Raw genomic sequence first — 21302 nt, forward strand, 5'->3', positions numbered from 1 at the left:
CATTATTAATGATATCGAGGGGTGGTATTTTTGGAGATAAACGATTTACAAATTTTCTTGAAAGTAGCAGAGTGTAGTTCCATTAGTAAGGCAGCTGAAGAACTCGGATATGTTCAACCGAATGTTTCAGAGAGGGTAAAAAAATTAGAAGAAGAATTAGGTGTACCATTATTTATCCGAAATAATAGAGGGGTGGAAATATTACCGGCGGGAGAAATCGTACAAAACTATGGAAAAAAATTAATTAGCCTAATTGAAGAGATGAAGGGGAAAGTCCAATCTGAGATAGAGATTTATAATATTGGAACCACTCAATCAATAGCTAAAAACTATTTGGAAAAAAAGTTTGCTGAAAATGATACAATCTGTTCATTATATGTTGAGTCAAATTCGACTTTGAAAAAATTACTTGAAAATAATGAAATTGATATGGTAATTACTTATCATTTATTTAATGTCCATTCCATAAAAAAAGTCCATCAAATGAAAGAAAATATCATCTTATTAAAATCAATACACAAAAAAGATATTAATTTACAAACTGAAACTTTTTTTGTAAGTAGAGACAACAGTTGTCCCTTTAGACAACATACACTTCAATATATACAAGACAATGCTTTATTGAATTCACAAGTGGTTGAAATCGATTCGTTGAACATCATTTTAGCAATGGTTTCTTCTCAGAAAGGAATTGCATTTCTTCCTGAAAGTTCATTGGATGATCGTTTTGAGATAATCAGTGATTCTGCTCCGAAAGCAATTGATATTAATTTCTATGTACGTAACGATTCAAGTAAATCAATTCCTAATTTCCTAATATCATAATTTTTCAAATGGGCCGTCAATCGCCATTAACTTAAACGATGATTCAGCTAAAGTTGAATCTTACTCTTTCATGTTAAACCGAATGCTGATTCATACGTTTTACCGTGATCCTAAATTCATTGAACTTTTTCATGCAGATTTAGATGAAGCTACAATTGATTTTCTTGCAAGTTATCCCGAACAGATGACTAGTTTAGTAGAGTGAATTCTTGAATAAAAAAGCAGTAATTGCTTAACGGCAATTACTGCTCATACTTATTATTTGTTTAAAAGTTCCTTTAATTTTTCAACCTCATCGACCGATAATGTAACACCCTTTCCCATCTTTTCACGGTTCGGCGCCCATTCTCGAATATCATATTTCGGTGCTGCGCCATTCCAGCTAATGCGATTCAATTCCTTCTTCCAACCTCTTGCTGACTCCGATAACACACCAATATGTTCAACCACTTCATATTTGATATCTGCCATGATTTCCACCTCGTTTGATAATTTGGTTATATCTGAAATTGTATATTAGTTTGGCACAAGATACTAACAACATTCTTCTTTTCTGCTCTGTCTTGAATTTTTTCATATATAATGATGATAAAGGAGGGATAATTTTGGTAACGGATATTTATACTGAAAGATTGCATTTAAGAAAAATGCACATTAATGATTCACCGAGTCTTTTTAAAATTTGGTCTGATCCGGATGTGACCAAATTTATGAATATTGACAACTTCAAAAATGAAAGCCAAGCAAAAGAAATTATTAGTTATTTAAATGAACTAGCTGAAGACGAAAAAGCAATTCGCTATTCAATCATCGAATCAACTTCTGGTGATATTATCGGTTCGTGCGGCTTCAATTCTTTAGATTTTGACAATGAAAAAGCCGAAATTGGATACGAACTTGCCAAATCTCACTGGGGTAAAGGCTATGCACCAGAAGCCATTGATGGTTTATTAGACTACGCTTTTAATACCCTCAAGCTCAATCGAATTGAAGCAAAAGTTGAACCTGAAAATATCAATTCTATTAAAGTTCTAGAAAAATTACATTTTATCTATGAAGGAACATTAAGGCAAAGTGAAAAATCGAAGGGTCGTTTTATTGATTTAAATATGTATTCACTATTAAGAACAGAAAAAAGGTTATAGTGCAGATACACCATAACCTTTATCTATTTATCTCTCATCATCCTGATAACTAGCTAACCGCGCAGATGCCCGCCAGTAATGGTAGACGAGTCGGTCGATCCAAAGAATGGATTGCACCTTAGAAACTGCAACATCAATTTGCGTCTCATTCACAACGGATCGTTCTAAATATTCATTCCGTCTTCTCCGGCGCTCTTCAGCCATTTTTTGCGAGTCTTGTTCGAGTAATTTTTCAATCTCAAATATTTCATTTTCTTCAAAATACCCATCCACCAAAAACATCGTCTCATGCAATTGATTCATAATGGCCCCATGCAGATTAATTGCTTCAAGCCGTTGCTTTTCCCGAAATACATTCACCAATCGATGTAAATGGTCCAGGGCATGAATAATATCAATATGTTTATTTCGGATTTTTGTGGAACTGGATTGGACGGAATCTAAAAACTTCCGTGTAATTTCGATTGCCTCTTCCACTTCATCTAATTTTTTATCAAAATACGGCGGTACCTTTTTCGTTTGAATTAATTCCAGCAATAACCGCGTTAATTGTTTCATCATTTGAATTAATGTTTTATAGGAAACTTCTAACGCTGCTGAAGGGACAGACACTAAATTCGAATCAAGGTCCTTTGTTAATGCGTTTTCTTTTTCAGGCAATAGTTTTTCTAGGAATCTTGCAAACGGTTTAATAAACGGTACAAATAGAATCGCACCAATGACGCTAAATAATGTATGGAATATCGCTAAGCCAAGCGTTTCGTCAAAGTTTCCTGAAATACTTACCGTGATCGCTTCCGTAATAATTAATATGTATTTGAAGAAAATCGTAATAATGATTGCAGTAATAATGTTAAACAACAGATGGGTAATGGCCGTTCGTTTTGCGGCAATGGATGACCCAATGGATGCAAACAAAGCAGTAGCTGTTGTTCCGATATTTTGACCAATGACTAAATAGGCAGCTTGTTCATAATCAATTGCCCCAGAAAAAAGTGCTGCTAACGTTGCCGCCATCGATGCACTGGATGCCTGCATAATAATCGTCATGATAATCCCGATGAGAATTAATAGAAAACTTGAAAAGAAGGAATTTGTATTTAAAGATTCAAAGGAAATAATATCATGAGCTGAATTCATCCCTTGTTGGAGGAAATCGATTCCTAAAAATAAAAGACCAAAGCCGACTAGAACTCCACCATATTTTTTGATGTTGACCGGCGCAATGAATTGCATAAATGCACCAATACCAATGATTGGCAATGACATGGCTTGCAAACTGATTTTAAATCCAAGCAACGAAATGATCCATCCAGTACTTGTACTTCCAATATTCGCTCCAATAATTACCCCGATGGATTGACTAAAGGAGATTAACCCCGCACTCACAAACCCGACTGTTAACAGTGTTGTGGCAGTGGAGGATTGCATAAGGATAGTCATAATTAACCCTGTGAAAAGAGACGAAAAAGTCCCTTTCGTAAAGTTATTCAGCCATCTTTTTAACGCTTCCCCTGCGATTTCTTTCAAGCCATTTGTCAGCATTGACATCCCTAATAGGAAAATGCCAATTCCTCCAAATACCGTGATCATTCGAAATCACCTCCCTATTGTGAATGTCTAAAATTCTATTTTATCACATTATTGGAAAATATCGTATATAGCAGATGAACTTGTAATAGATTAGTATATTCGGGAAAATTCATTGATATGAGGGGATTCACACTCCCCGTAATGGGAAGTGTGACTTAATTAAATAGTAGGTAATGTAGGAATAGTTTCGCTTTCTTCTTTTAAGTAAATTACCAGTTCTTGACGATACACATTATCCACTAAATAATGGTCTAATGTATGAAAGTCATATTTGAAACTACCAAATGGGAAAGTTACATTTTCTCCTTTGACTGCAGCAAGTAATCCGGCCACATCATTGGATACCATTTCAAGTACTTCCTCACCTGTTTTTGTTAGGACAAAAATTACGTTCATTTTTAATACTCCTTTTTAAGCCCCTACAAAAAGAGTTGCTTGGCAAATGCCAACAAAAACTGCAACATTTTGAATCGGGCTTTTTTCATTGATTGTTAGCGTCATATGGAATTGATCGTTGATATAATCCGCTTTCCATTGTGCAATGACTTCATTGTTGAAGAGAAATTGTGACCAATCTTCCATCTCTTTATTCAATTGAATTTTGATATTGCCCTCTGTGATATATAATTCTGGAACCCCCAAACGCCAATTTTCATAGGAAATGATATATTTTGTATTGGATTTGGCGTCTTGTCCCTCAAACCAAAGTCTCCCTCTTCGGCTAATTTTCTTCACTGTGAAAAGGAGATCACCAGTTGGATTGTAAATGTTGTACTTAAGAAAATAACGAAAATCAAACATGATATCCATTTTTTTCTTCAAGATATTATCATAAACCCGTTTGGAAATAGCGACAAATTCTCCTGCTTCATTTGTTATCGCAACTTCTTCTGTAGATTCGATTTCTTTTGGATGAATATATTGGTAGGTATGCATTCTTACTCCTTAGTGCGATAAATTTCTCTTATCCTTTATTATACATGATTTTGGAGATTGCTGAGTGGACGGAAATCTGGGGTAGGTTATGGAACCTGTAGAGGTATTCTGCTGGAGTTTTGTGATACGTTGGCTTAACGAATACTATTTGTTCAGATTTTCATGTGATTTTTCTTATAAAGGTTCAATTCATACTAGTTCCCTCGTTATTTTAACCTCATTCTGCTTATGAAGGTCATTAGCTTCCCTTTTCCTCCAAGTTTTGTCCTTCATCCCGCATATGAACGTCACTAGCTTCCCTTTTCCTCCGAGTTTTGTCCTTCAGCCCGCTTATGAACGTCACTAGCTTCCCTTTTCCTCCGAGTTTTGTCCTTCAGCCCGCTTATGAACGTCACTAGCTTCCCTTTTCCTCCGAGTTTTGTCCTTCAGCCCGCTTATGAACGTCACTAGATTTAATTTTTTCGGACTTTTGACCTTCATTCTACTCATGAAGATAACTAGCTTCCCATTTCTTCGTTAATTTGACCTTCACCCCGCTTGTGAAGGTCATTCCACTCAATTTCCCACATAATGTTGGCATTCATCAGTATACCCCTTGACCTACCATCCCCAAAAATAAAAAAGCTTCCACACGCCAAAAACGTGCAAAGCTTTTCAAATTCCTATTCATCATAATCCAGCTTACTCCAAGGAGTACCTAATTTCGGTAATGCCCAACGATCTAGCCCATACCAGCCTGCAACTTTCCAAGCTAACACTAACCAAGTTGCTAAGATAAATAAAATAGGATTTGTACTAATTGTCCCTGCAAATAGGAAACTCACATTCATCATCGATCCGAAGAATGCGGCAATGCCTGTTAGTAAGCCTAAGATTAACCCAAGGCCAACTAATATCTCCCCATATGCCACCACAAAGGCAAAAACTTTTGCATTTGGTAGGACCATATTTTCTAAAAATGCTGCGTACCAACCTGTTACATCATTTGTTTCCAATGACTTGGCGATGGCACCTTGTACAAAGCCTGCTACAGCGGCACCTCCATTTTCACCAACCCATGCATCGTTATGTATTTTACCCCAACCGGCTTTTAACCAGACGTATCCAACATATAGCCGGATTACTAACCATAGCCAGCCTGAGCGTGTATCATTTAATAAAAAACGTGAAATTGGGTTTTCTTTCATAAAAATTGTATCTTTTTGCGCCATAAATTTCCCTCCTTTTCCAATATTATAAGTCAAGTAAACTACTTTTCCATAAGTTTTACAGTTTTAATATTAATTTCTCCCCACTTCGTTCACCAATTTGAAAAAAATAAAAGGTTCTACAGGAAAAATCCATATAGAACCTTTTCAAATTGTATAAAATTGTCAGAATTGTTTGTGTACCGGGTACGCTATTACACAGTTATCGGAGCAAAAAACTCTTCATAAAGGGCACGTAAAATTTGGTTTTCGCTATGTTGCATTACCCCAAAGACTAAGCTTACTTCTGAAGAACCTTGGTTGATCATTTCGATGTTGGCACCAGTTCTTGAAATTGCAGAAGTTGCGCGTGCAGCAAGACCTGTATTGTTTCGCATACCTTCACCAACGATTACAATTAATGTAAATCCGTGACGGAAGTGTACATCGTCCGCATGTAACTCATCTTTTACGCGTTTGATAATACGATCTTCAGCTTCCGGTGTAAGTTGGTTTGAACGAATGATAACAGAAATATCATCTAAACCAGATGGCGTATGTTCGTATGAAATGTGTTCTTCTTCAATAATTTGAAGAAGCTTACGACCAAAGCCGATTTCGCGGTTCATTAAATATTTCGATACATAAAGAATCGAGAATCCACTATCTGCAGAAATACCAGTTACAGGACGACCATTTAATGGACGAGTTGGTACGATTTTTGTACCTGGTGCAGAAGGATTGTTTGTATTTTTAATTGTTACAGGAATTCCAAGACGATATACAGGCATTAATGCTTCGTCATGGAATACAGAGAATCCTGAATATGATAATTCGCGCATTTCACGATACGTAAGTTCAGTAATCCCCACTGGATCATTAACTACTGTTGGATTTGCTGAAAATACACAGTCTACATCCGTAAAGTTTTCGTAAAGGTCTGCTTTTACTGCAGCAGCTAAAATCGAACCAGTGATATCAGAACCACCACGGTCAAACGTTCTTAAAGTTCCCGATTTTGTATAACCGAAGAAACCTGGGAATACTACGATTTCATCACCTTTACCTAAATCTTTTAAGTTTTCATAAGCTTCAGGTAGAGCCATTGTTCGTTCTGGTAGATCGTTAACAACTAGCCCATCTTTTGGACTTACATATTTCGCTTTCATGCCAATAGAGTTGAAATAAGCCGCAATCAATTTTGCGTTATTATCTTCTCCACTCGCTTTTAAATTATCAATGAATAATACTTTATTTGATTTATCTGAGTTGACACGTTCTTGCAAATCTTTTGCAATAACATCACAAATTGTTTGATCAAGACCAAGCTCATCAGTAATATCTTTATAACGGTTTACTACGTTTGCAAGCTTGCCTGCTACATCCCCATTGTTTAATGCACTATTTGCTAAATCAATTAACAGATCCGTTACTTTAATATCTTCGCTGTAACGTTTACCTGGTGCAGAAACTGCAACAATCTTTCTATCAGGATTAGATTTTACAATGTTTGCAACTTTTTTTATTTGTTCGGCGCTTGCAACGGATGTACCACCAAATTTACATACTATCATTTCACCAAATCCTTACTATTCAAATTTAATTGTATTTTCCGAAAAAACATTTGATTGTTCACAGTGTACAAATTTTATAAACACACGTCAAGTCTATTTATCTAAAAAGACAATATTTTTACCAAAATGCGGTTATAGACGATACTTCCTAGATTCGCTTAACTTTCATATCAATAATATTAGTAAAAGTACTAAGGCTATAAGCAGAAAGTATAACCAACTCGTCAGTGAAATACGCATGTTTACAAATCACTTTATTATATGTACATTTCAATTTGACGGTAGCATGTTTGCCTATTTCAGCCATAGTAAAAAATGAACCAAATAAAACAGTGTACACCTTAGTCAGATGTACACGAAAAGTATTAAAAAAGATGCATACTTCCTATTTCGTAAGCTAATTATATAACAAGATTTCCTATACGCAAGATAGAAATTAATGTAATATTTATGACGGACTGCAAATTTTCTAACATTCTATAAAATGATTTTCTTTTTTACTACATTAATATAAGTATAGGTAGAAACAATTTTCAAAATATTATAACAATGGAATAATAACGATTGCTTTTAATCGAAAATCTACCTATTCTATTTATTAATTTTTTGCGGTTTTTAGAACCAATCTTCGGGATTACGATTGCTTATTTGAAAAAACAAACTCAATCTTTCCGCCAACTAGTTTTAATTTCGCTTTTCCCTTTTTCCCACTTTTCCAAGTAAAACGGATTTCTCTCGTTTCTTTACCCGAAATGAGTTTTTTGGCATCAGTGGCGGTAATTTTCCCCTTCATGATCGTTTTACTAATGAAGAATTTGCATGCTTTGTTTGTACAAGCATACCCTTTAAAACCTTCGACTACAGGTTGTCCACATTCGATACATTTCCCTATCGTCACAACTTGTTTTTCAGCTACGTTCATTTCTAATTGAATAAACCGCGCAGTCGTTTCTTGCACATACTGCAACATATCGCGATAAAATTGACCTGAGCTTAAATTGCCGTCCACAATATCTTTCAACTTCTTACTCCAAACCGCCGTCAGTACAGGCGAAACAATATCATGTTGCTTCACACTCATAATGACATCGATGCCAAACTGAGTCGCAACAAAACTTTTCCCTTCCCTCGCAATCATGCCAATGGAAATCAACTTTTCGATAATCTCTGCTCGAGTAGCAGATGTGCCAATCCCTTCAGCATCTTTTAATATTTTTTGCAGCTCGGGATTGTCTACAAATCGCCCAGCATGAAACATTGCATCTAACAACGTACTATCCGTATAACGTGCAGGTGGTTCTGTCATTTTCGATAAAATATCTGATTGCACGATTGGCAATGTTTGATTTACTACTAAAGTTGGCAGTGGCTGTTCTTGTTTTTTCTTAAAAGTTTCATAGAGAATGGTATAGCCTTTATCGATGACAATATTTCCAGTAGCCTTAAAGTATTGCGTGTTCGATTGTAAAATGGCGGCTGTTTTATCAATGACATAGGGCGGCATAAAAATCGCTAACAACCGCTTTGCAATTAAATGATAGATTTTCAGTTCATTCGTTGAAAGTTTTTTTCGTCCAATTGGAACATCCGTCACTGTAATGGCATGGTGATCCGTTAATTTTTTATCGTCCACGTATTTTTTGGATCGCTTAATCGAATTGAGTTTTTGTTGGTTACATAATATGTTCGAAGCAATGTCCTTATAATCTGGCAAACTGGCAAGCGCCTGAATATGCCCTTCGATGGTGTTTGCAAGGTTGGTCGGTAAATGTTTTGATTCCGTTCTTGGATAGGTGATCAGTTTCTTTTCATATAAAGTTTGCGCAATTTTTAACGTTTCTGATGAAGTGAAACCGTAAAATTTATTCGCTTCCTTTTGCAATTCAAGTAAGGAATGAAGCGATGGCGCATACATCGTTTTTCGTTCCGTTTTTAAATCGACTACCGTTGCCGTATACGCCAAAGTTGTTTGAATCTCTTCGGCTTGTTGCAACGTTGGTATTTTATTTTCATTTGTTTTTGGGTCAAACCATAGCGCTTTAAATTTCCCTAAATCTAGTTCTATTTGAAAATAGTTTTGTGGTATAAAGTTACGAATTTCTAATTCTCGTTTTACCACAATGGCTAATGTTGGAGTCATTACTCGGCCAATTTTAATAATTCGTCCACCTTTTATCGTAGCGGCTCTTGTTAAGTTCAACCCAATTAACCAATCAAATACCGCTCGATACATCGCTGCATTACGCAGATTTCGAATTAAAGGATCTTGTTCATCAATTAAATCCGTAAGAGCTTTGCGAATGGCAGGGTCTGTCGTTTGGGAAGTCCAAAATCGCTTTACTGGAAGTTTGCATCCTACTCGTTTATAAAAGGAATAAAAAATATTTTCCCCTTCCATCCCAGCATCACAAGCGTTGATTATGAAGTCATAACGGTTTGTTTTAAGTATTTGCTCAAGTTCTTTATACACTTTATAAGACGTCTTTTTCACTCGAAACTCGTAACGTTCTGGCATCATGGGCAGCAAAGATAAATCCCATTTTTTCCACTCTTTTTTATATTCATGTGGTTCTTTCAATTCCACGACATGTCCGACAAATGAAGCAAAATCTATCTCATAGGGTAATTTCATTGTTTTATATACTTTTTGAATATCGCGCATGAGAGACGGTTTTTCAGCGATTAATAATGCTCTTTTCAAATGAAGAACCCCCTTTTTCCTTCCTAAAGTATATAGAGATTTGTGTCGTTTGTAAAAATGGTAGATACTTTTTCAGTATTTCTATTTTTCTTAAAACAAATGAAATATTTGTATTGTTGCAGTAAAAATCAACATTTTATAGAAAAATAGTATTATGATTGATATAATATTTTTACAAAGGGTAAGGGGGAGTAATTATGCAGAATGTTTCAAAGCGAACAATTTTATGGATTGTACCAATCATAATCATTGCGGTTTTTTGGTATTTCTACGGTCCGCAAAAAGAAATTACAGATAATGAATACATATCATATATAAAAGAAACTTCTGTTACCGACACAGGTGAACCAACGTTGGAAAAAGCATTTTCGAATTATTGTGAAGAAGGAAAATGGGTATTTTTCAGAACTCAGAAGAATCATAATGTGGTAGAGTTCAAAGGGGCATGCCCAGTTGATGGCGATGTAAATGACGTAAATTTACAATTTGTCGTGGAAGATAATCAAAAGGGCTATAAAGTTGGCGCATTGTTGCTAGATGGTGTTCAACAATCTGAAGAGGATCGAGATCAGTTTTTAAATATGGTTGTTTCTAAATAATTGATGGAAGGTGGCTCACGTTGTTGGGTCACTTTTTTTGATTTCGCTCATAAAATTCAAAAAACTTTCTAATATTTTGGTATATTAAGATAAGAAAGATATAAGGTAGGTACAAAAATGAATGTTTCGGCGATGATTAAACTAACGGTATCCATGGCCATATTCGGCTCCATAGGATTTTTCACGATTAATACAGGAATTCCCGCGCTAGAACTCGTATTTGTTCGATGCATTTGTGCCACTCTCTTTTTAGGATTAATGTGGTACTTTACAGGGGGACATAAAACAGAAGCATGGAACAAAAAAGAAGTTCTCCAAACACTACTTTGTGGCGTATTCCTCGTATTAAACTGGGTGTTTTTATTTAAAGCCTTTGAAGAAATGGCAATTTCGATTACTATCTCCATTTATAATCTAGCACCGATTTTTGTTTTAATATTGGGGACCTTATTTTTAAAAGAACGTCTCACAATTCGTGGTGTGCTGGCGATTGCGATTTGTTTTATCGGAAGTATCTTTATTGTGGGAATCGAAAATTTTCAATCGATTGATCAATTTATCGATTCTGGATTTGTATGGGCGTTGCTTTCAGCGATTTGTTACGCATTAACCATGTTTACAAGTAAAACGTTACATAGTCTATCCCCTTATGCGACAACTTTTTTACAAACCATTGTTGGGATTGTGATGTTATTGCCATTATGTAATTTTTCTGTTTTTCAAGGGTTAACCACAACCAATTGGCTATACATAATTGGGACAGGTGTTATCCATACTGGTTTTGTGTATTATTTATTCTTTGATAGCATCCGGAACTTGCCAACCATTGTTGTTTCCGTATTGACTTTTGTGGACCCAGTCGTGGCAATTCTATTAGACACGATATTACTAGACTTTAGCCCTTCTATATTCCAAAGCATTGGGATCCTACTCGTGTTTGGCGGGATTATATTGACGATTGTAAAACCGAAGAAAGAAGGAAACCCAAGCAAAGTTTGATTTGCTTGGGTGTTAATATTAATATTTATCTTCTTTCACGCAATTCTCGTCGAAATTCTATGAAGTGATCATTCATAATTTCAGTGTTCTGTTTAATTAAACCCTTCAATTCTTCCTGACCATTTTCAAGGTTGCCTAAACGCATGTCCATCTGAATTAACCGATTGTCTACCTCATCAAACCTTTTATCAACTTGACTAAATCGATTATCTACTTCATTAAATCTTTCTTCAACTTGACTAAATCGATTATCTATCTCATCAAATCTTTCATCCACTTGATTAAACCGATTATCCACCTGATCAAATCTTTCTTCAACTTGATTAAATTGACTATCTACTTCATCAAATCTTTCTTCAACTTGATTAAACCGATTATCCACCTGATCAAATCGGTTTGAGACTTCTGCCTTGAAACCTTGAATTTCCGTCAACAATTGCTTTAACAGTTCTTCCAATTAGACACCAGCCTTTCATCGATTCATGTTGCATCTATATTATCAAAGACTAGTATCAATGGGAATAAAAATTCTCCCCTTATTGTTTAGAATTTTGTGTACTCGTTTCCGTCATTTGCTTCCATACCGAGCCTTTTGCTTCTTCACCTTGTTCAATGCGGGCAATGGCCATTTTGACTTGGAGTTTTACTTCAAATTCTGGATCATTTTCCGCTTCATGTAAGGCTGATAAACTGTTTTCTGTTCCGGACTCGTATAAATACATAGCCGCGCGCCAACGTACGAGTTTATTTTTATCTTTTAACGCTTCGATCATCGCTGGTTCAAACTCGACAAGGCCTAAATCGCTCATGCAATCACCAGCTGTTCTTCTTACTGCGGCACTTTTATCCTTTAATGCGCGACTTAACGCTGGAACAACTGCCACATCCTCAATCATGCCTAAATAAACAGTTGCTAATCGACGAATGGACATTTGCTCATCTTCAAGGGCTTTTTCTAATAATGGTAAGTCTTCTACTTCTGGATCTGGCATTTGATCAAGCAGCTGGTAACGTTTTTGCCAGTCTTCTGCTGCTTCAAATTGCTCTAACGTTACTTTTTCACGCTCAACTGTTACCGTATTTTTCGTATTTGCAGCTTCTATAATTTCAGCAAGTCGACTTTCAGGATATGTAGCCTCAATTTCACTGTATACATTTTGCGCAATTTCTTCTTTATCGCCATAACGTACACCAAAATCAACCCATTTACGTTCAAGGATATAGTTATCATCGAATTTACTTATTTGAACATTTTCAAATGCTTTCACAAAACGGTCACCCGTTGAAATGCGGTGTTCTGAAGACGAATCAAACACTTTGATTTGCAATGGGATTCCTCGGAACATTTGGACATGTACAAACACTTCACCATAATGGTCAACCGCTTGCTCACCTTGCGCAACTTCAGAAGCTTCTTCCCCTAGCGCTACGCGAACACTAGATAAAATCGTTTCCCAATTATATTTTGCATTACGTTCAATTGCTAAAAAGTCTGCAACGCGATAAACGCCTTTTACCCCATCAATAGCTAATATTGCTTGAATTTGTTCTGGTGCCTCGGAAGCATTTTCTTTTGTATAGTTAAAACTTTTACCAAAGGGTAGCTCCTCATCCACTACCACCTTCATGGAATTCGGACTCGGTGTTGGTTCGATTGTTATGATTTTCATGCTTTTCTCTCCTTATCCATTTACAATTTCATCTAAATACGACCATCTTTCAATTAAACGTTCGTATTCCTGATTTAATTGATCAAGCTTCTCCGTTAACGCTTGTAATTTTGTATAGTCACTGCCTGCTGTTGCAATTTCTTCTTCTGTCGTTGTAATGTCTTCTTCTACTTGCGCGATAGTATCAGAAATCGTTTCCCATTCTTTTTGTTCTTTAAAGGAAAGCTTTTTCTTTTCAGTTTTTGGCTTCTGTGGCTTTGGTTTTTCCACTTTCACTTCTTTTGCTTCTTCTTTTTGTAGGGCAGATTGTTTTACTAGATAGTCACTATAAATATCTAAACTTTCTTCCACATTTCCTTTGCCATCTAAAATCCAAAGCTTTTTCGCGATACGATCAAGGAAGAAACGATCGTGGGAAATGGTAATGACAACGCCAGGGAAATGCTCAATAAAGTCTTCCAGTACTCCTAATGTTTCGATATCTAAATCGTTGGTCGGCTCGTCCAATAGTAAAACGTTCGGCTGCTCCATTAATAAACGCAATAAATGAAGTCGTTTACGCTCCCCACCAGATAATTTACCAATTGGTGTTCCATGGGTATGTAATGGGAATAAGAAACGTTCTAGCATTTGGGCTGCTGAATAACGCACTCCTTCTGCATCCGTTATGTCGTTTGAAGCTTCTCGTATATATTCAATCATTCGTTCATTTTCGTTCATCGGTGGGAGCACTTGCTTAAAGTGAGCGCGTTTTACCGTTGACCCAACGATTACTTCCCCAGCGTCAGGCTCAAGTTCCCCTGCCAACATATTCAGTAATGTCGATTTCCCGTAACCATTTGCACCAATAATACCGATACGGTCGCCTTGTTGAAGTAAGAAGTTGAAGTCACTTACAATGGTACGTTCTCCAAAAGCTTTCGTTAAATGTTCCCCTTCAATAACTTTTTTCCCAAGACGAGTTGTAGCAAGGTTCATTTCAAGATTTGCATCATTTGATCCGCGTTCAATTTTTGAATCCAAATCTTCAAAACGGTCAATTCTCGCTTTTTGCTTTGTAGTTCGGGCTTTTGCACCACGGCGAATCCATTTCAATTCAGAACGGTAACGGTTTCGTAATTTTGCTTGGGTTGCGGCATGCATTTCTTCACGAATTGCGCGGGATTCTAAATAGTCTGCATAGTTTCCTGTATGGCGATACAATGTTTGATCCGCCAATTCATAAATATGCGTTGATAATTCATCTAAAAAATAACGGTCATGGGTAATGAAAATAACAGCGCCTTTTAATCGCAACACCATTTCCTGTAACCATTCTGTCGATTGCACATCTAAATGGTTGGTCGGCTCGTCAAGTAAATAAAGGTCAGCTGGTTCAATTAAAACTTTCGCTAAAGCTACACGTTTTTGCTGGCCACCTGATAAATTTGTAACGATTTGATCGTACATATCAATGCCGAGCTTCGTTAATGCTTGTTTAGCCAATGCATTGACATCCCATGCTTTTTCATTGTCCATTTGTTGTTGCAAGCGGAACAATTCGTTTTGCAATGCTTCAGATTGTGGATTTTGAGCTAGTTTTGTAACAGTATCTTCATATTTTCGGTTTAATTGTAAAATCGGTGAATCCCCAGAGAACACCGCTTGTAATACCGTTTCGCCCTCTTGGAATTGAGGCTCTTGCGGTAAATAGGCAATGCGGTATTTATTCGGGTGATCAAGAGTGATAGAATCCGCGTCTTGCGTACCTGCTAAAATCGATAATAATGTCGATTTTCCCGTACCGTTAATCCCGATTAACCCCACGCGTTCCCCTTCATAAATAGTAAATTCAATATCTTTAAATAGCGTTTTATCGCCAACTGTTTTCGTTAAATTCGATACGATTAAATGACTCATAACATCTCTTCTCTTTCACTTAGAAAATTCTACTTTTATTTAATTATATCGAATAATAGAAGAGAAAGCATTAAACTAACTTGCTTGATGCTCAAGGTGTGGAATTTCGATCGGTTCGGATTGGTTTTGGCCACTTGGTATCGGGTTTCGTCCGGTTAGCCATTGCTTTCGTCCATTTGGGATTGGGTTTCGTCCGGATAGCTATTGCTTTCGTCCACTTGGGATTGGGTTTCGTCCGGATAGCTATTGCTTTCGTCCACTAGTCATCGCGTTTCGTCCAGATAGCAAGTGTCTTCGTCCACATAACACCACGTTTCGCCCACTCGCTCTTGTGCGGATAAAGTACCATCTTGTGCATTTGGAATCACATCTCGTTCACTTAATCTGATAACTTGTGCATTTGAAAACAGGTTTTGTGCGTTTATCTTAATTTACTCTGAATCGAGTTTCGTCTGGATAAAGTTTCATTTCGTCCACTCGTCATTACGTTTTGTCCAGATAGAGTTTGCTTCGTCGACTAGGCATCACGTTTCGTCCAGATAAGACCACGTTTCGCCCACTCGCTCTTGTGCGGATAAAGTACCATCTTGTGCATTTGAAATCACTTCTTGTGCACCTAACTTGACAACTTGTGCACTTGAAAGCTGATTTTGTGCATTTAGCATCTCGTCTTGTGCACATTAACAATAAAAAAGACAAGGCATCAAACCTTGTCTTGATCTTCCATCATTTTATGTAAATACTCATTACACTTTTCCCAGTTCTGCTCTTTTGCCCACTGTTCTAACTGTGGATCTAAAAGGGATGCAATCAGTTCTCGTTTTTTCTGTTTATCTGATACTGTTTCAATAATTTCGCGTCTTGCCTTTTTTAAAAATTCTATATAATCGCTGTACGTTTCATCAAATTGCTCGGCAAGGTCTTCTTTTAATTTACGAGTTAATCCGGGATGGGCACCAGACGTAGCAACAGTTAACGTAAGGTCCCCTCTACGTACAACAGCTGGGTTTATAAAATCCACGCGTCCTTTTGCATCTGCACGGCTTAACAATTGCCAAGGTTGCGTAGCTTGTTCAACTGCATCATTTACTTCTTTTTGATCCGTTACTGCAAAAATTAATGTTGCGCCCTCTAAATCAGTTGGTTCAAAGTAACGATTTATCCATTTGACTTTACCTTCATATACATAAGTTTCAATTTCATCAGTTACAGTTGGGCTAACAACCGTAATTTTGGCTTTTGTAGGTAGGAGCGCTTGGATTTTCTGTCTTGCCACCTGCCCACCACCTACAACCACAACTTTTTTATGATCAATATTTAACATGATTGGAAAGTAGTTCATTTGATTTCCCCCTTTCATTAATTTACTCGCACAGAATTAGGTATCGTCAAGATAAAATTTACTTTCGTCCGCATAGCATTCCGTTTCGTCCAGATAGCATTAGCTTTCGTCCACATGCCACTGCGTTTCGTCCATATAGCACCCCTTTTCGTCCACTTAGCACGAGAATGGTCTCTACTTACGCTTTCCCTTCCTTCTCATTCTGCAACTGCTCCAAAAACGTCACCATAAACGCATGACGTCCCTCAGCCATTTGCTTCCCTTTTTCCGTAGTCATTTTATCTTTCAACAATAATAACTTCTCATAAAAGTGAGTAACAGATGAGGTATTTTTCGAACGATATTCTTCTTCCGTCATCGACATTCTTGCTACTTCTTCGTCATCATACAGTTTGCGGCCTTTTGCTCCCCCATAGGCAAAGGTGCGGGCAATGCCGACTGCGCCAATTGCATCAAGACGATCGGCATCTCGGACGATTTTGGCTTCTAACGTTTTTGCTGGAAGTTCATTGCCCCCATTAAACGAGACGCTGGCAATAACTTCACGAATATGCTGTTTTTTTTCATCAGATAAATTTATAGAGTTCAACAAACGTTCTTCTGCTTCTTTACTATCTGTATACTTTTTATCGCTCACATCATGCAACAATACGGCGATTCGAACAATTTCCTTATCCGCATCCGGCTCAGCCTCTAAAATACTTTCCGCATTTTGTAGCACCCGTTCAATATGTTGAAAATCATGACTTGCATCGAACTGGTCATAAATCGCTTTTACTTGTTGTATCAAATTTTCCATCAGTATCAACTCCTGAACAATACAATACACGTTTCACCGCAAAATTTCACGAAATCTTCTTTTGATAGATAGTATTATATTGGGACTAGCCGAAATAAGATAGTAAAAAAGAAATATTGTGAGAGGAGAAAGTATTCTGGCTAAATATGAAATTGGGGCATTAATTATTCGGGTTGTTTTGGGGGTTATCTTTTTTGTCCATGGGTTAACGAAGTTTCAAGAAGGCATTAATGAGACCGTCACGAGATTTGCAGAGTACGGAATTCCATATGCCCAATATGTTGCATATGGAGTTGGGGGCATCGAGCTTCTTGGTGGGTTCTTCTTAATTATTGGTTTTTCCGTGCGTTTTGTTTCTGCCTTACTCATCGCGGTTATGGTTGGCGCCATTATGAAAGTGAAGTTGGAAGCTGGCTTTTTAAATGGATATGAGTTTAATGTTGCGTTAATTGCGATGGCCTCTTACTTATTAGTGGCAGGTAGTCGATTACTCGCATTGGACAAGCTTTTTACGAGCGAACCGAAGAAAAAAGCTCGAATTGAATTTAAACGAAGCTATTAAAAAATATAGAAACAGTGAGACACAATTCCGAATTGGTGTCTCTTTTTTTCGTCTCCTCAAATCAAAAAAAGAGATTGCCCAATGCAATCTCTTTCTCACTTTAATTATTTCTTCACTAACTCTAAATCAACCGGTACGAACTCTTCAACTGTTTCACCGTTTAAGTATTTCACTGCCGTTTCGATGGCAGCTTTTCCGATTTCTTCAGGTTTTTGGGCAACGGATGCCGCCATTTCACCTGCTTCGATTTTCGCTAGTGCATCGTCTGTAGCATCAAACCCGATCACCACGATTTTTTTGTTTGCAGCTTTAATTGCTTCAAGTGCCCCTAAAGCCATTTCATCGTTTTGTGCAAATACCGCTTCAATACCAGGGTTTGCTTGTAACATATTTTCCATTACCGTTAACCCTTCACCGCGGTCAAAATTCGCTGTTAAGCTTGATACTAACTCCACTTTGCCGTCAACAGCTTTTAAGAAACCTTCTCCACGGTCGCGCGCCGCAGAAGAGCCAGCAATCCCTTCAAGCATCGCTACTTTTGCGCCTTCTCCTGCTTGTTCTAGTAAATATTCACCTGCTAATACTCCACCAGCGACGTTATCCGAAGCAATGTGCGCCACCACTTTACCGCTTTCAGTTGAACGGTCAACCGTAATAACAGGGATTCCTGCTGCATTGGCTGATTCCACTGCAGAACCTATTGCAGAAGAGTCGACAGGATTGATTAAGATTAAATCTACACCTTGTTGAATTAAGTCTTCCACATCGGCTGCTTGTTTTGATGCATCGTCTTGGGCATCAATTACTGAAATTTCCGCACCTTGTTTTGATGCATTTTCCTTTGCCCCTTCACTCAAGGTTACAAAGAAAGGATTATTTAAAGTTGAAATAGAAAATCCAATTTTATAGGTTTCACCAGTTGTGCCTTCATTGGCATTTTCTAAAAATGGCGATTCCATAGAACATGCGGCCAAAATAATCGATACAACGGCTAAAAGTAAAAAATGAAACTTTTTCATAGTTGTGCTCCTTATGCTGATTTCTTTCGGTCCATTAAGACAGCTAGTAAAATTACGATACCCTTTACAACTTGTTGCCAGAATGAAGAAACTCCGATTAAGTTCATACCATTATTTAAAACACCGATAATTAATGCACCAATTAACGTACCAAAGATCCAACCTTTACCACCGTTTAAGCTTGTCCCACCTAATACAACAGCAGCAATGGCATCTAACTCATATGATTCCCCTGCTGTTGGTTGGGCAGAGTTTAAACGTGAAGTTAAAATCAGTGCAGATAATGCTGCTAAAAAACCAGTAATTGCGTAAACGGCAATTTTCACGCGGTCTGCATTGATACCTGATAATTTTGCAGCTTCTTCATTACCACCAACAGCATACACGCGGCGGCCAAAAGTTGTTTTTTGTAAAATAAACCAAAGAATAATAAACGCAATGACCATTGTTACAACTGGAACTGGGAAACCTAAAAAGTACCCTTTCCCGAACAATTGGAATGAATAATGATCACCTAATCCAGAAATTGGACGTCCTTCTGTATACACTAATGTTAAACCACGATAAATTGTCATCGTAGCAAGAGTCGCGATAAATGGTGCGACTTTCCCTTTTGTAATGATGACACCATTCACCATACCTAAAATTAAACCTAATAATAGAGCAATTCCCATTGTTAAGAATGGATCCATACCACCTGCTAATAAACTTGCAGCAACAGCACCTGTTAAGGCAAGGGTCGACCCAACGGATAAGTCAATTCCGCCCGTTAAAATTACAAACGTCATACCAAATGCGATAATTGCACTAATCGAAACTTGTCGTAGTACGTTAAAAATATTGGCAATTGATAAGAAGCTTGGATTTAATATAGATACCACGATGATTAGTAAGATTAACCCAAATAGTGGGCCAAGCTTAGATAACCACTCTTTATTTTGATTCGACAAGTTACTCTCCTCCTGTTGCAAAATGCATGATGTTTTCTTGTGTCATCTGTTCTTTCGTTACTTCTCCAGTTAACAATCCTTCTCGCATGACAATCACTCGATCTGAAATACCGATGACTTCAGGCAATTCAGAAGAGATCACGATAATCGCAACACCTGATTCTGCTAATTTGTTAATAATATGATAAATTTCTTTTTTCGCACCGATATCAACACCGCGCGTTGGTTCATCTAAAATCAAAATTTCAGGATTTGTACCTAACCATTTTGCAATGACAACCTTTTGCTGATTCCCACCACTTAATGATTTTGCACTTTGTTCTGGCCCTGAAGTACGGATTTTCAAATCTTCAATATATTGATGAACCATGGATAATTCTTTTTGTTTGTTCATAATGCCGGAAGATGAACATTTTTCAAGGTTCGCTAACGAGATATTTTCTTGAATCGAAAAGTCTAATACTAATCCTTGTGTCTTGCGATCTTCCGTTACAAAACCGATTCTGTGTTTCATCGCATCAATTGGAGATTTAATAGAAACTGGTTTGCCATCGATAAGAATTTCACCACTATTAGCTTTTCTGTAGCCGAAAATAGTTTGGGCAACTTCTGTACGTCCAGCACCCATCAAACCAGCAACACCAAGCACTTCCCCTTTGCGAACAGAGAAAGATACATCTTTGAATACACCGTTTACCGTTAAATTACGAACTTCTAATTTCGTTTCGCCAATTGGACAGTTGCGCTCTGGGAAACGCTCCCCTAATTCACGACCAACCATCATCGCTACAATTTCATCAAAAGTAGTTTTAGGAATTTTTCGAACACCTACGTATTGACCATCTCGTAAAATCGTAATGCGATCACAAATTGCAAAAATTTCTTCCATACGATGTGAGATATACACAAAGGAAATGCCTTTTGCTTTTAACTCGCGTATTGTTTTAAATAATGTTTCAATTTCACGATCTGTCAGCGCGGCAGTTGGTTCGTCCATGACAATATATTTTGCGTCACTTGCAATAGCCTTCGCAATTTCAATAATTTGTTGTTTCCCTACAGATAAATCACCTGTACGAGTACGAGGATTCACATCTAACCCAAGTTTTTTAAGAAGTTCTGCTGCTTCTTTTTCCATTTGCTTCGTTTTTAAAATACCCGTTTTACCGTATGTAAGCTCTTTTCCCAAAAATAGATTTTGTGCAACAGTCAAATCCGGTAAAATGTTTAATTCTTGATGGATTACGATGATTCCAAGTTTTTCAGCATCTTTTGGAGATTTAAAATTGACAACTTGGCCATCAACTTTAATTTCACCTTGGTCCTTCGTATAAATGCCGCTTAAAATTTTCATCATTGTGGATTTACCGGCACCGTTTTCACCCATCAAAGCATGAATTTCACCATTGGCTAAGTCGAATTGCACATCTTTTAACACGGCATTGCCACTAAAGGATTTTGATATCCCTCTCATTTCAATCATAGGTTCACCCACTCTTTAG

The 21302-nt window shown here is 37.2% G+C and carries 21 protein-coding genes; 5 read left to right on the top strand and 16 right to left on the bottom strand.

Annotated elements, in window-relative coordinates:
- Positions 1-30: 30 nt before the first annotated feature.
- Positions 31-825 (top strand): LysR family transcriptional regulator, encoded by a 795-nt coding sequence (locus D8M03_RS10730; protein WP_170148431.1) that lies wholly within the window; start codon positions 31-33, stop codon positions 823-825.
- A gap of 258 nt (positions 826-1083) precedes the next feature.
- Here D8M03_RS10730 and D8M03_RS10735 read toward each other — a convergent pair whose 3' ends face one another.
- Positions 1084-1296 (bottom strand): YdbC family protein, encoded by a 213-nt coding sequence (locus tag D8M03_RS10735; RefSeq protein WP_121214777.1) that lies wholly within the window; start codon positions 1294-1296, stop codon positions 1084-1086.
- A 134-nt stretch (positions 1297-1430) separates the two neighbouring features.
- Between D8M03_RS10735 and D8M03_RS10740 the strand changes: the two genes are divergently transcribed.
- Positions 1431-1970, top strand: a complete 540-nt coding sequence (locus D8M03_RS10740; protein WP_121214778.1) for a GNAT family N-acetyltransferase — start codon at positions 1431-1433, stop codon at positions 1968-1970.
- Positions 1971-1997: 27 nt separating this feature from the next.
- Here D8M03_RS10740 and D8M03_RS10745 read toward each other — a convergent pair whose 3' ends face one another.
- From D8M03_RS10745 to D8M03_RS10770, 6 genes are all read right to left on the bottom strand, one after another.
- Positions 1998-3563, bottom strand: coding sequence for a Na/Pi cotransporter family protein (locus D8M03_RS10745; RefSeq protein WP_121214779.1), 1566 nt, complete (start codon positions 3561-3563; stop codon positions 1998-2000).
- A gap of 159 nt (positions 3564-3722) precedes the next feature.
- A complete protein-coding gene (locus tag D8M03_RS10750; protein ID WP_121214780.1) occupies positions 3723-3959 on the bottom strand; it encodes a thymidylate synthase in 237 nt (78 codons plus the stop codon).
- A 15-nt stretch (positions 3960-3974) separates the two neighbouring features.
- A complete protein-coding gene (locus D8M03_RS10755; protein ID WP_121214781.1) occupies positions 3975-4499 on the bottom strand; it encodes a tubby C-terminal domain-like protein in 525 nt (174 codons plus the stop codon).
- A 662-nt stretch (positions 4500-5161) separates the two neighbouring features.
- Positions 5162-5710: a DoxX family membrane protein gene (locus tag D8M03_RS10760; protein WP_121214782.1), complete on the bottom strand. Its 549-nt coding sequence runs from the start codon at positions 5708-5710 to the stop codon at positions 5162-5164.
- A 191-nt stretch (positions 5711-5901) separates the two neighbouring features.
- Positions 5902-7260: an aspartate kinase gene (locus D8M03_RS10765; RefSeq protein ID WP_121214783.1), complete on the bottom strand. Its 1359-nt coding sequence runs from the start codon at positions 7258-7260 to the stop codon at positions 5902-5904.
- A gap of 634 nt (positions 7261-7894) precedes the next feature.
- Positions 7895-9961, bottom strand: a complete 2067-nt coding sequence (locus tag D8M03_RS10770; protein ID WP_121214784.1) for a DNA topoisomerase — start codon at positions 9959-9961, stop codon at positions 7895-7897.
- Positions 9962-10158: 197 nt separating this feature from the next.
- Here D8M03_RS10770 and D8M03_RS10775 point away from each other — a divergent pair, with 197 nt between their 5' ends.
- The gene (locus D8M03_RS10775) at positions 10159-10560 is read left to right on the top strand and encodes a glucosamine 6-phosphate synthetase (protein WP_121214785.1); all 402 of its coding nucleotides are present in this window, start codon (positions 10159-10161) and stop codon (positions 10558-10560) included.
- A 117-nt stretch (positions 10561-10677) separates the two neighbouring features.
- Positions 10678-11559 carry a DMT family transporter gene (locus D8M03_RS10780; RefSeq protein ID WP_121214786.1) on the top strand — a complete coding sequence of 294 codons (882 nt, stop codon included), beginning with the start codon at positions 10678-10680 and terminating at the stop codon, positions 11557-11559.
- 25 nt (positions 11560-11584) lie between these two features.
- Here the strand turns inward: D8M03_RS10780 and D8M03_RS10785 are convergent, their stop codons facing one another.
- The 6 genes from D8M03_RS10785 to D8M03_RS10805 all read right to left on the bottom strand — a co-directional run bounded on the left by D8M03_RS10785 (position 11585) and on the right by D8M03_RS10805 (position 17269).
- The gene (locus D8M03_RS10785) at positions 11585-11995 is read right to left on the bottom strand and encodes a hypothetical protein (RefSeq protein WP_147404818.1); all 411 of its coding nucleotides are present in this window, start codon (positions 11993-11995) and stop codon (positions 11585-11587) included.
- 100 nt (positions 11996-12095) lie between these two features.
- Entirely contained in the window at positions 12096-13229 is a 1134-nt protein-coding gene (locus tag D8M03_RS10790) for a conserved virulence factor C family protein (protein ID WP_121214788.1), read from the bottom strand.
- Positions 13230-13241: 12 nt separating this feature from the next.
- Entirely contained in the window at positions 13242-15128 is a 1887-nt protein-coding gene (locus D8M03_RS10795) for an ABC-F family ATP-binding cassette domain-containing protein (protein ID WP_121214789.1), read from the bottom strand.
- A gap of 524 nt (positions 15129-15652) precedes the next feature.
- Positions 15653-15793 carry a hypothetical protein gene (locus D8M03_RS17720; RefSeq protein ID WP_170148432.1) on the bottom strand — a complete coding sequence of 47 codons (141 nt, stop codon included), beginning with the start codon at positions 15791-15793 and terminating at the stop codon, positions 15653-15655.
- A gap of 38 nt (positions 15794-15831) precedes the next feature.
- Entirely contained in the window at positions 15832-16470 is a 639-nt protein-coding gene (locus D8M03_RS10800; protein ID WP_121214790.1) for a precorrin-2 dehydrogenase/sirohydrochlorin ferrochelatase family protein, read from the bottom strand.
- Positions 16471-16648: 178 nt separating this feature from the next.
- Positions 16649-17269 (bottom strand): HD domain-containing protein, encoded by a 621-nt coding sequence (locus D8M03_RS10805; protein ID WP_121214791.1) that lies wholly within the window; start codon positions 17267-17269, stop codon positions 16649-16651.
- A 118-nt stretch (positions 17270-17387) separates the two neighbouring features.
- Here D8M03_RS10805 and D8M03_RS10810 point away from each other — a divergent pair, with 118 nt between their 5' ends.
- The gene (locus D8M03_RS10810) at positions 17388-17831 is read left to right on the top strand and encodes a DoxX family protein (RefSeq protein ID WP_245987547.1); all 444 of its coding nucleotides are present in this window, start codon (positions 17388-17390) and stop codon (positions 17829-17831) included.
- Between the two features lie 104 nt (positions 17832-17935).
- Here D8M03_RS10810 and rbsB read toward each other — a convergent pair whose 3' ends face one another.
- The 3 genes from rbsB to D8M03_RS10825 are packed head-to-tail and all read right to left on the bottom strand — an operon-like array spanning position 17936 to position 21283.
- On the bottom strand, positions 17936-18850 hold the full coding sequence (rbsB, locus tag D8M03_RS10815; protein WP_121214792.1) for a ribose ABC transporter substrate-binding protein RbsB: 915 nt from the start codon (positions 18848-18850) through the stop codon (positions 17936-17938).
- An 11-nt stretch (positions 18851-18861) separates the two neighbouring features.
- Positions 18862-19800, bottom strand: a complete 939-nt coding sequence (gene rbsC, locus D8M03_RS10820) for a ribose ABC transporter permease (protein ID WP_121214793.1) — start codon at positions 19798-19800, stop codon at positions 18862-18864.
- Between the two features lies 1 nt (position 19801).
- Positions 19802-21283 (bottom strand): sugar ABC transporter ATP-binding protein, encoded by a 1482-nt coding sequence (locus tag D8M03_RS10825; RefSeq protein WP_121214794.1) that lies wholly within the window; start codon positions 21281-21283, stop codon positions 19802-19804.
- Positions 21284-21302 lie beyond the last annotated feature (19 nt).

Origin of the sequence: Ureibacillus endophyticus (assembly GCF_003628435.1) — a bacterium.
Lineage (GTDB): Bacteria > Bacillota > Bacilli > Bacillales_A > Planococcaceae > Ureibacillus > Ureibacillus endophyticus.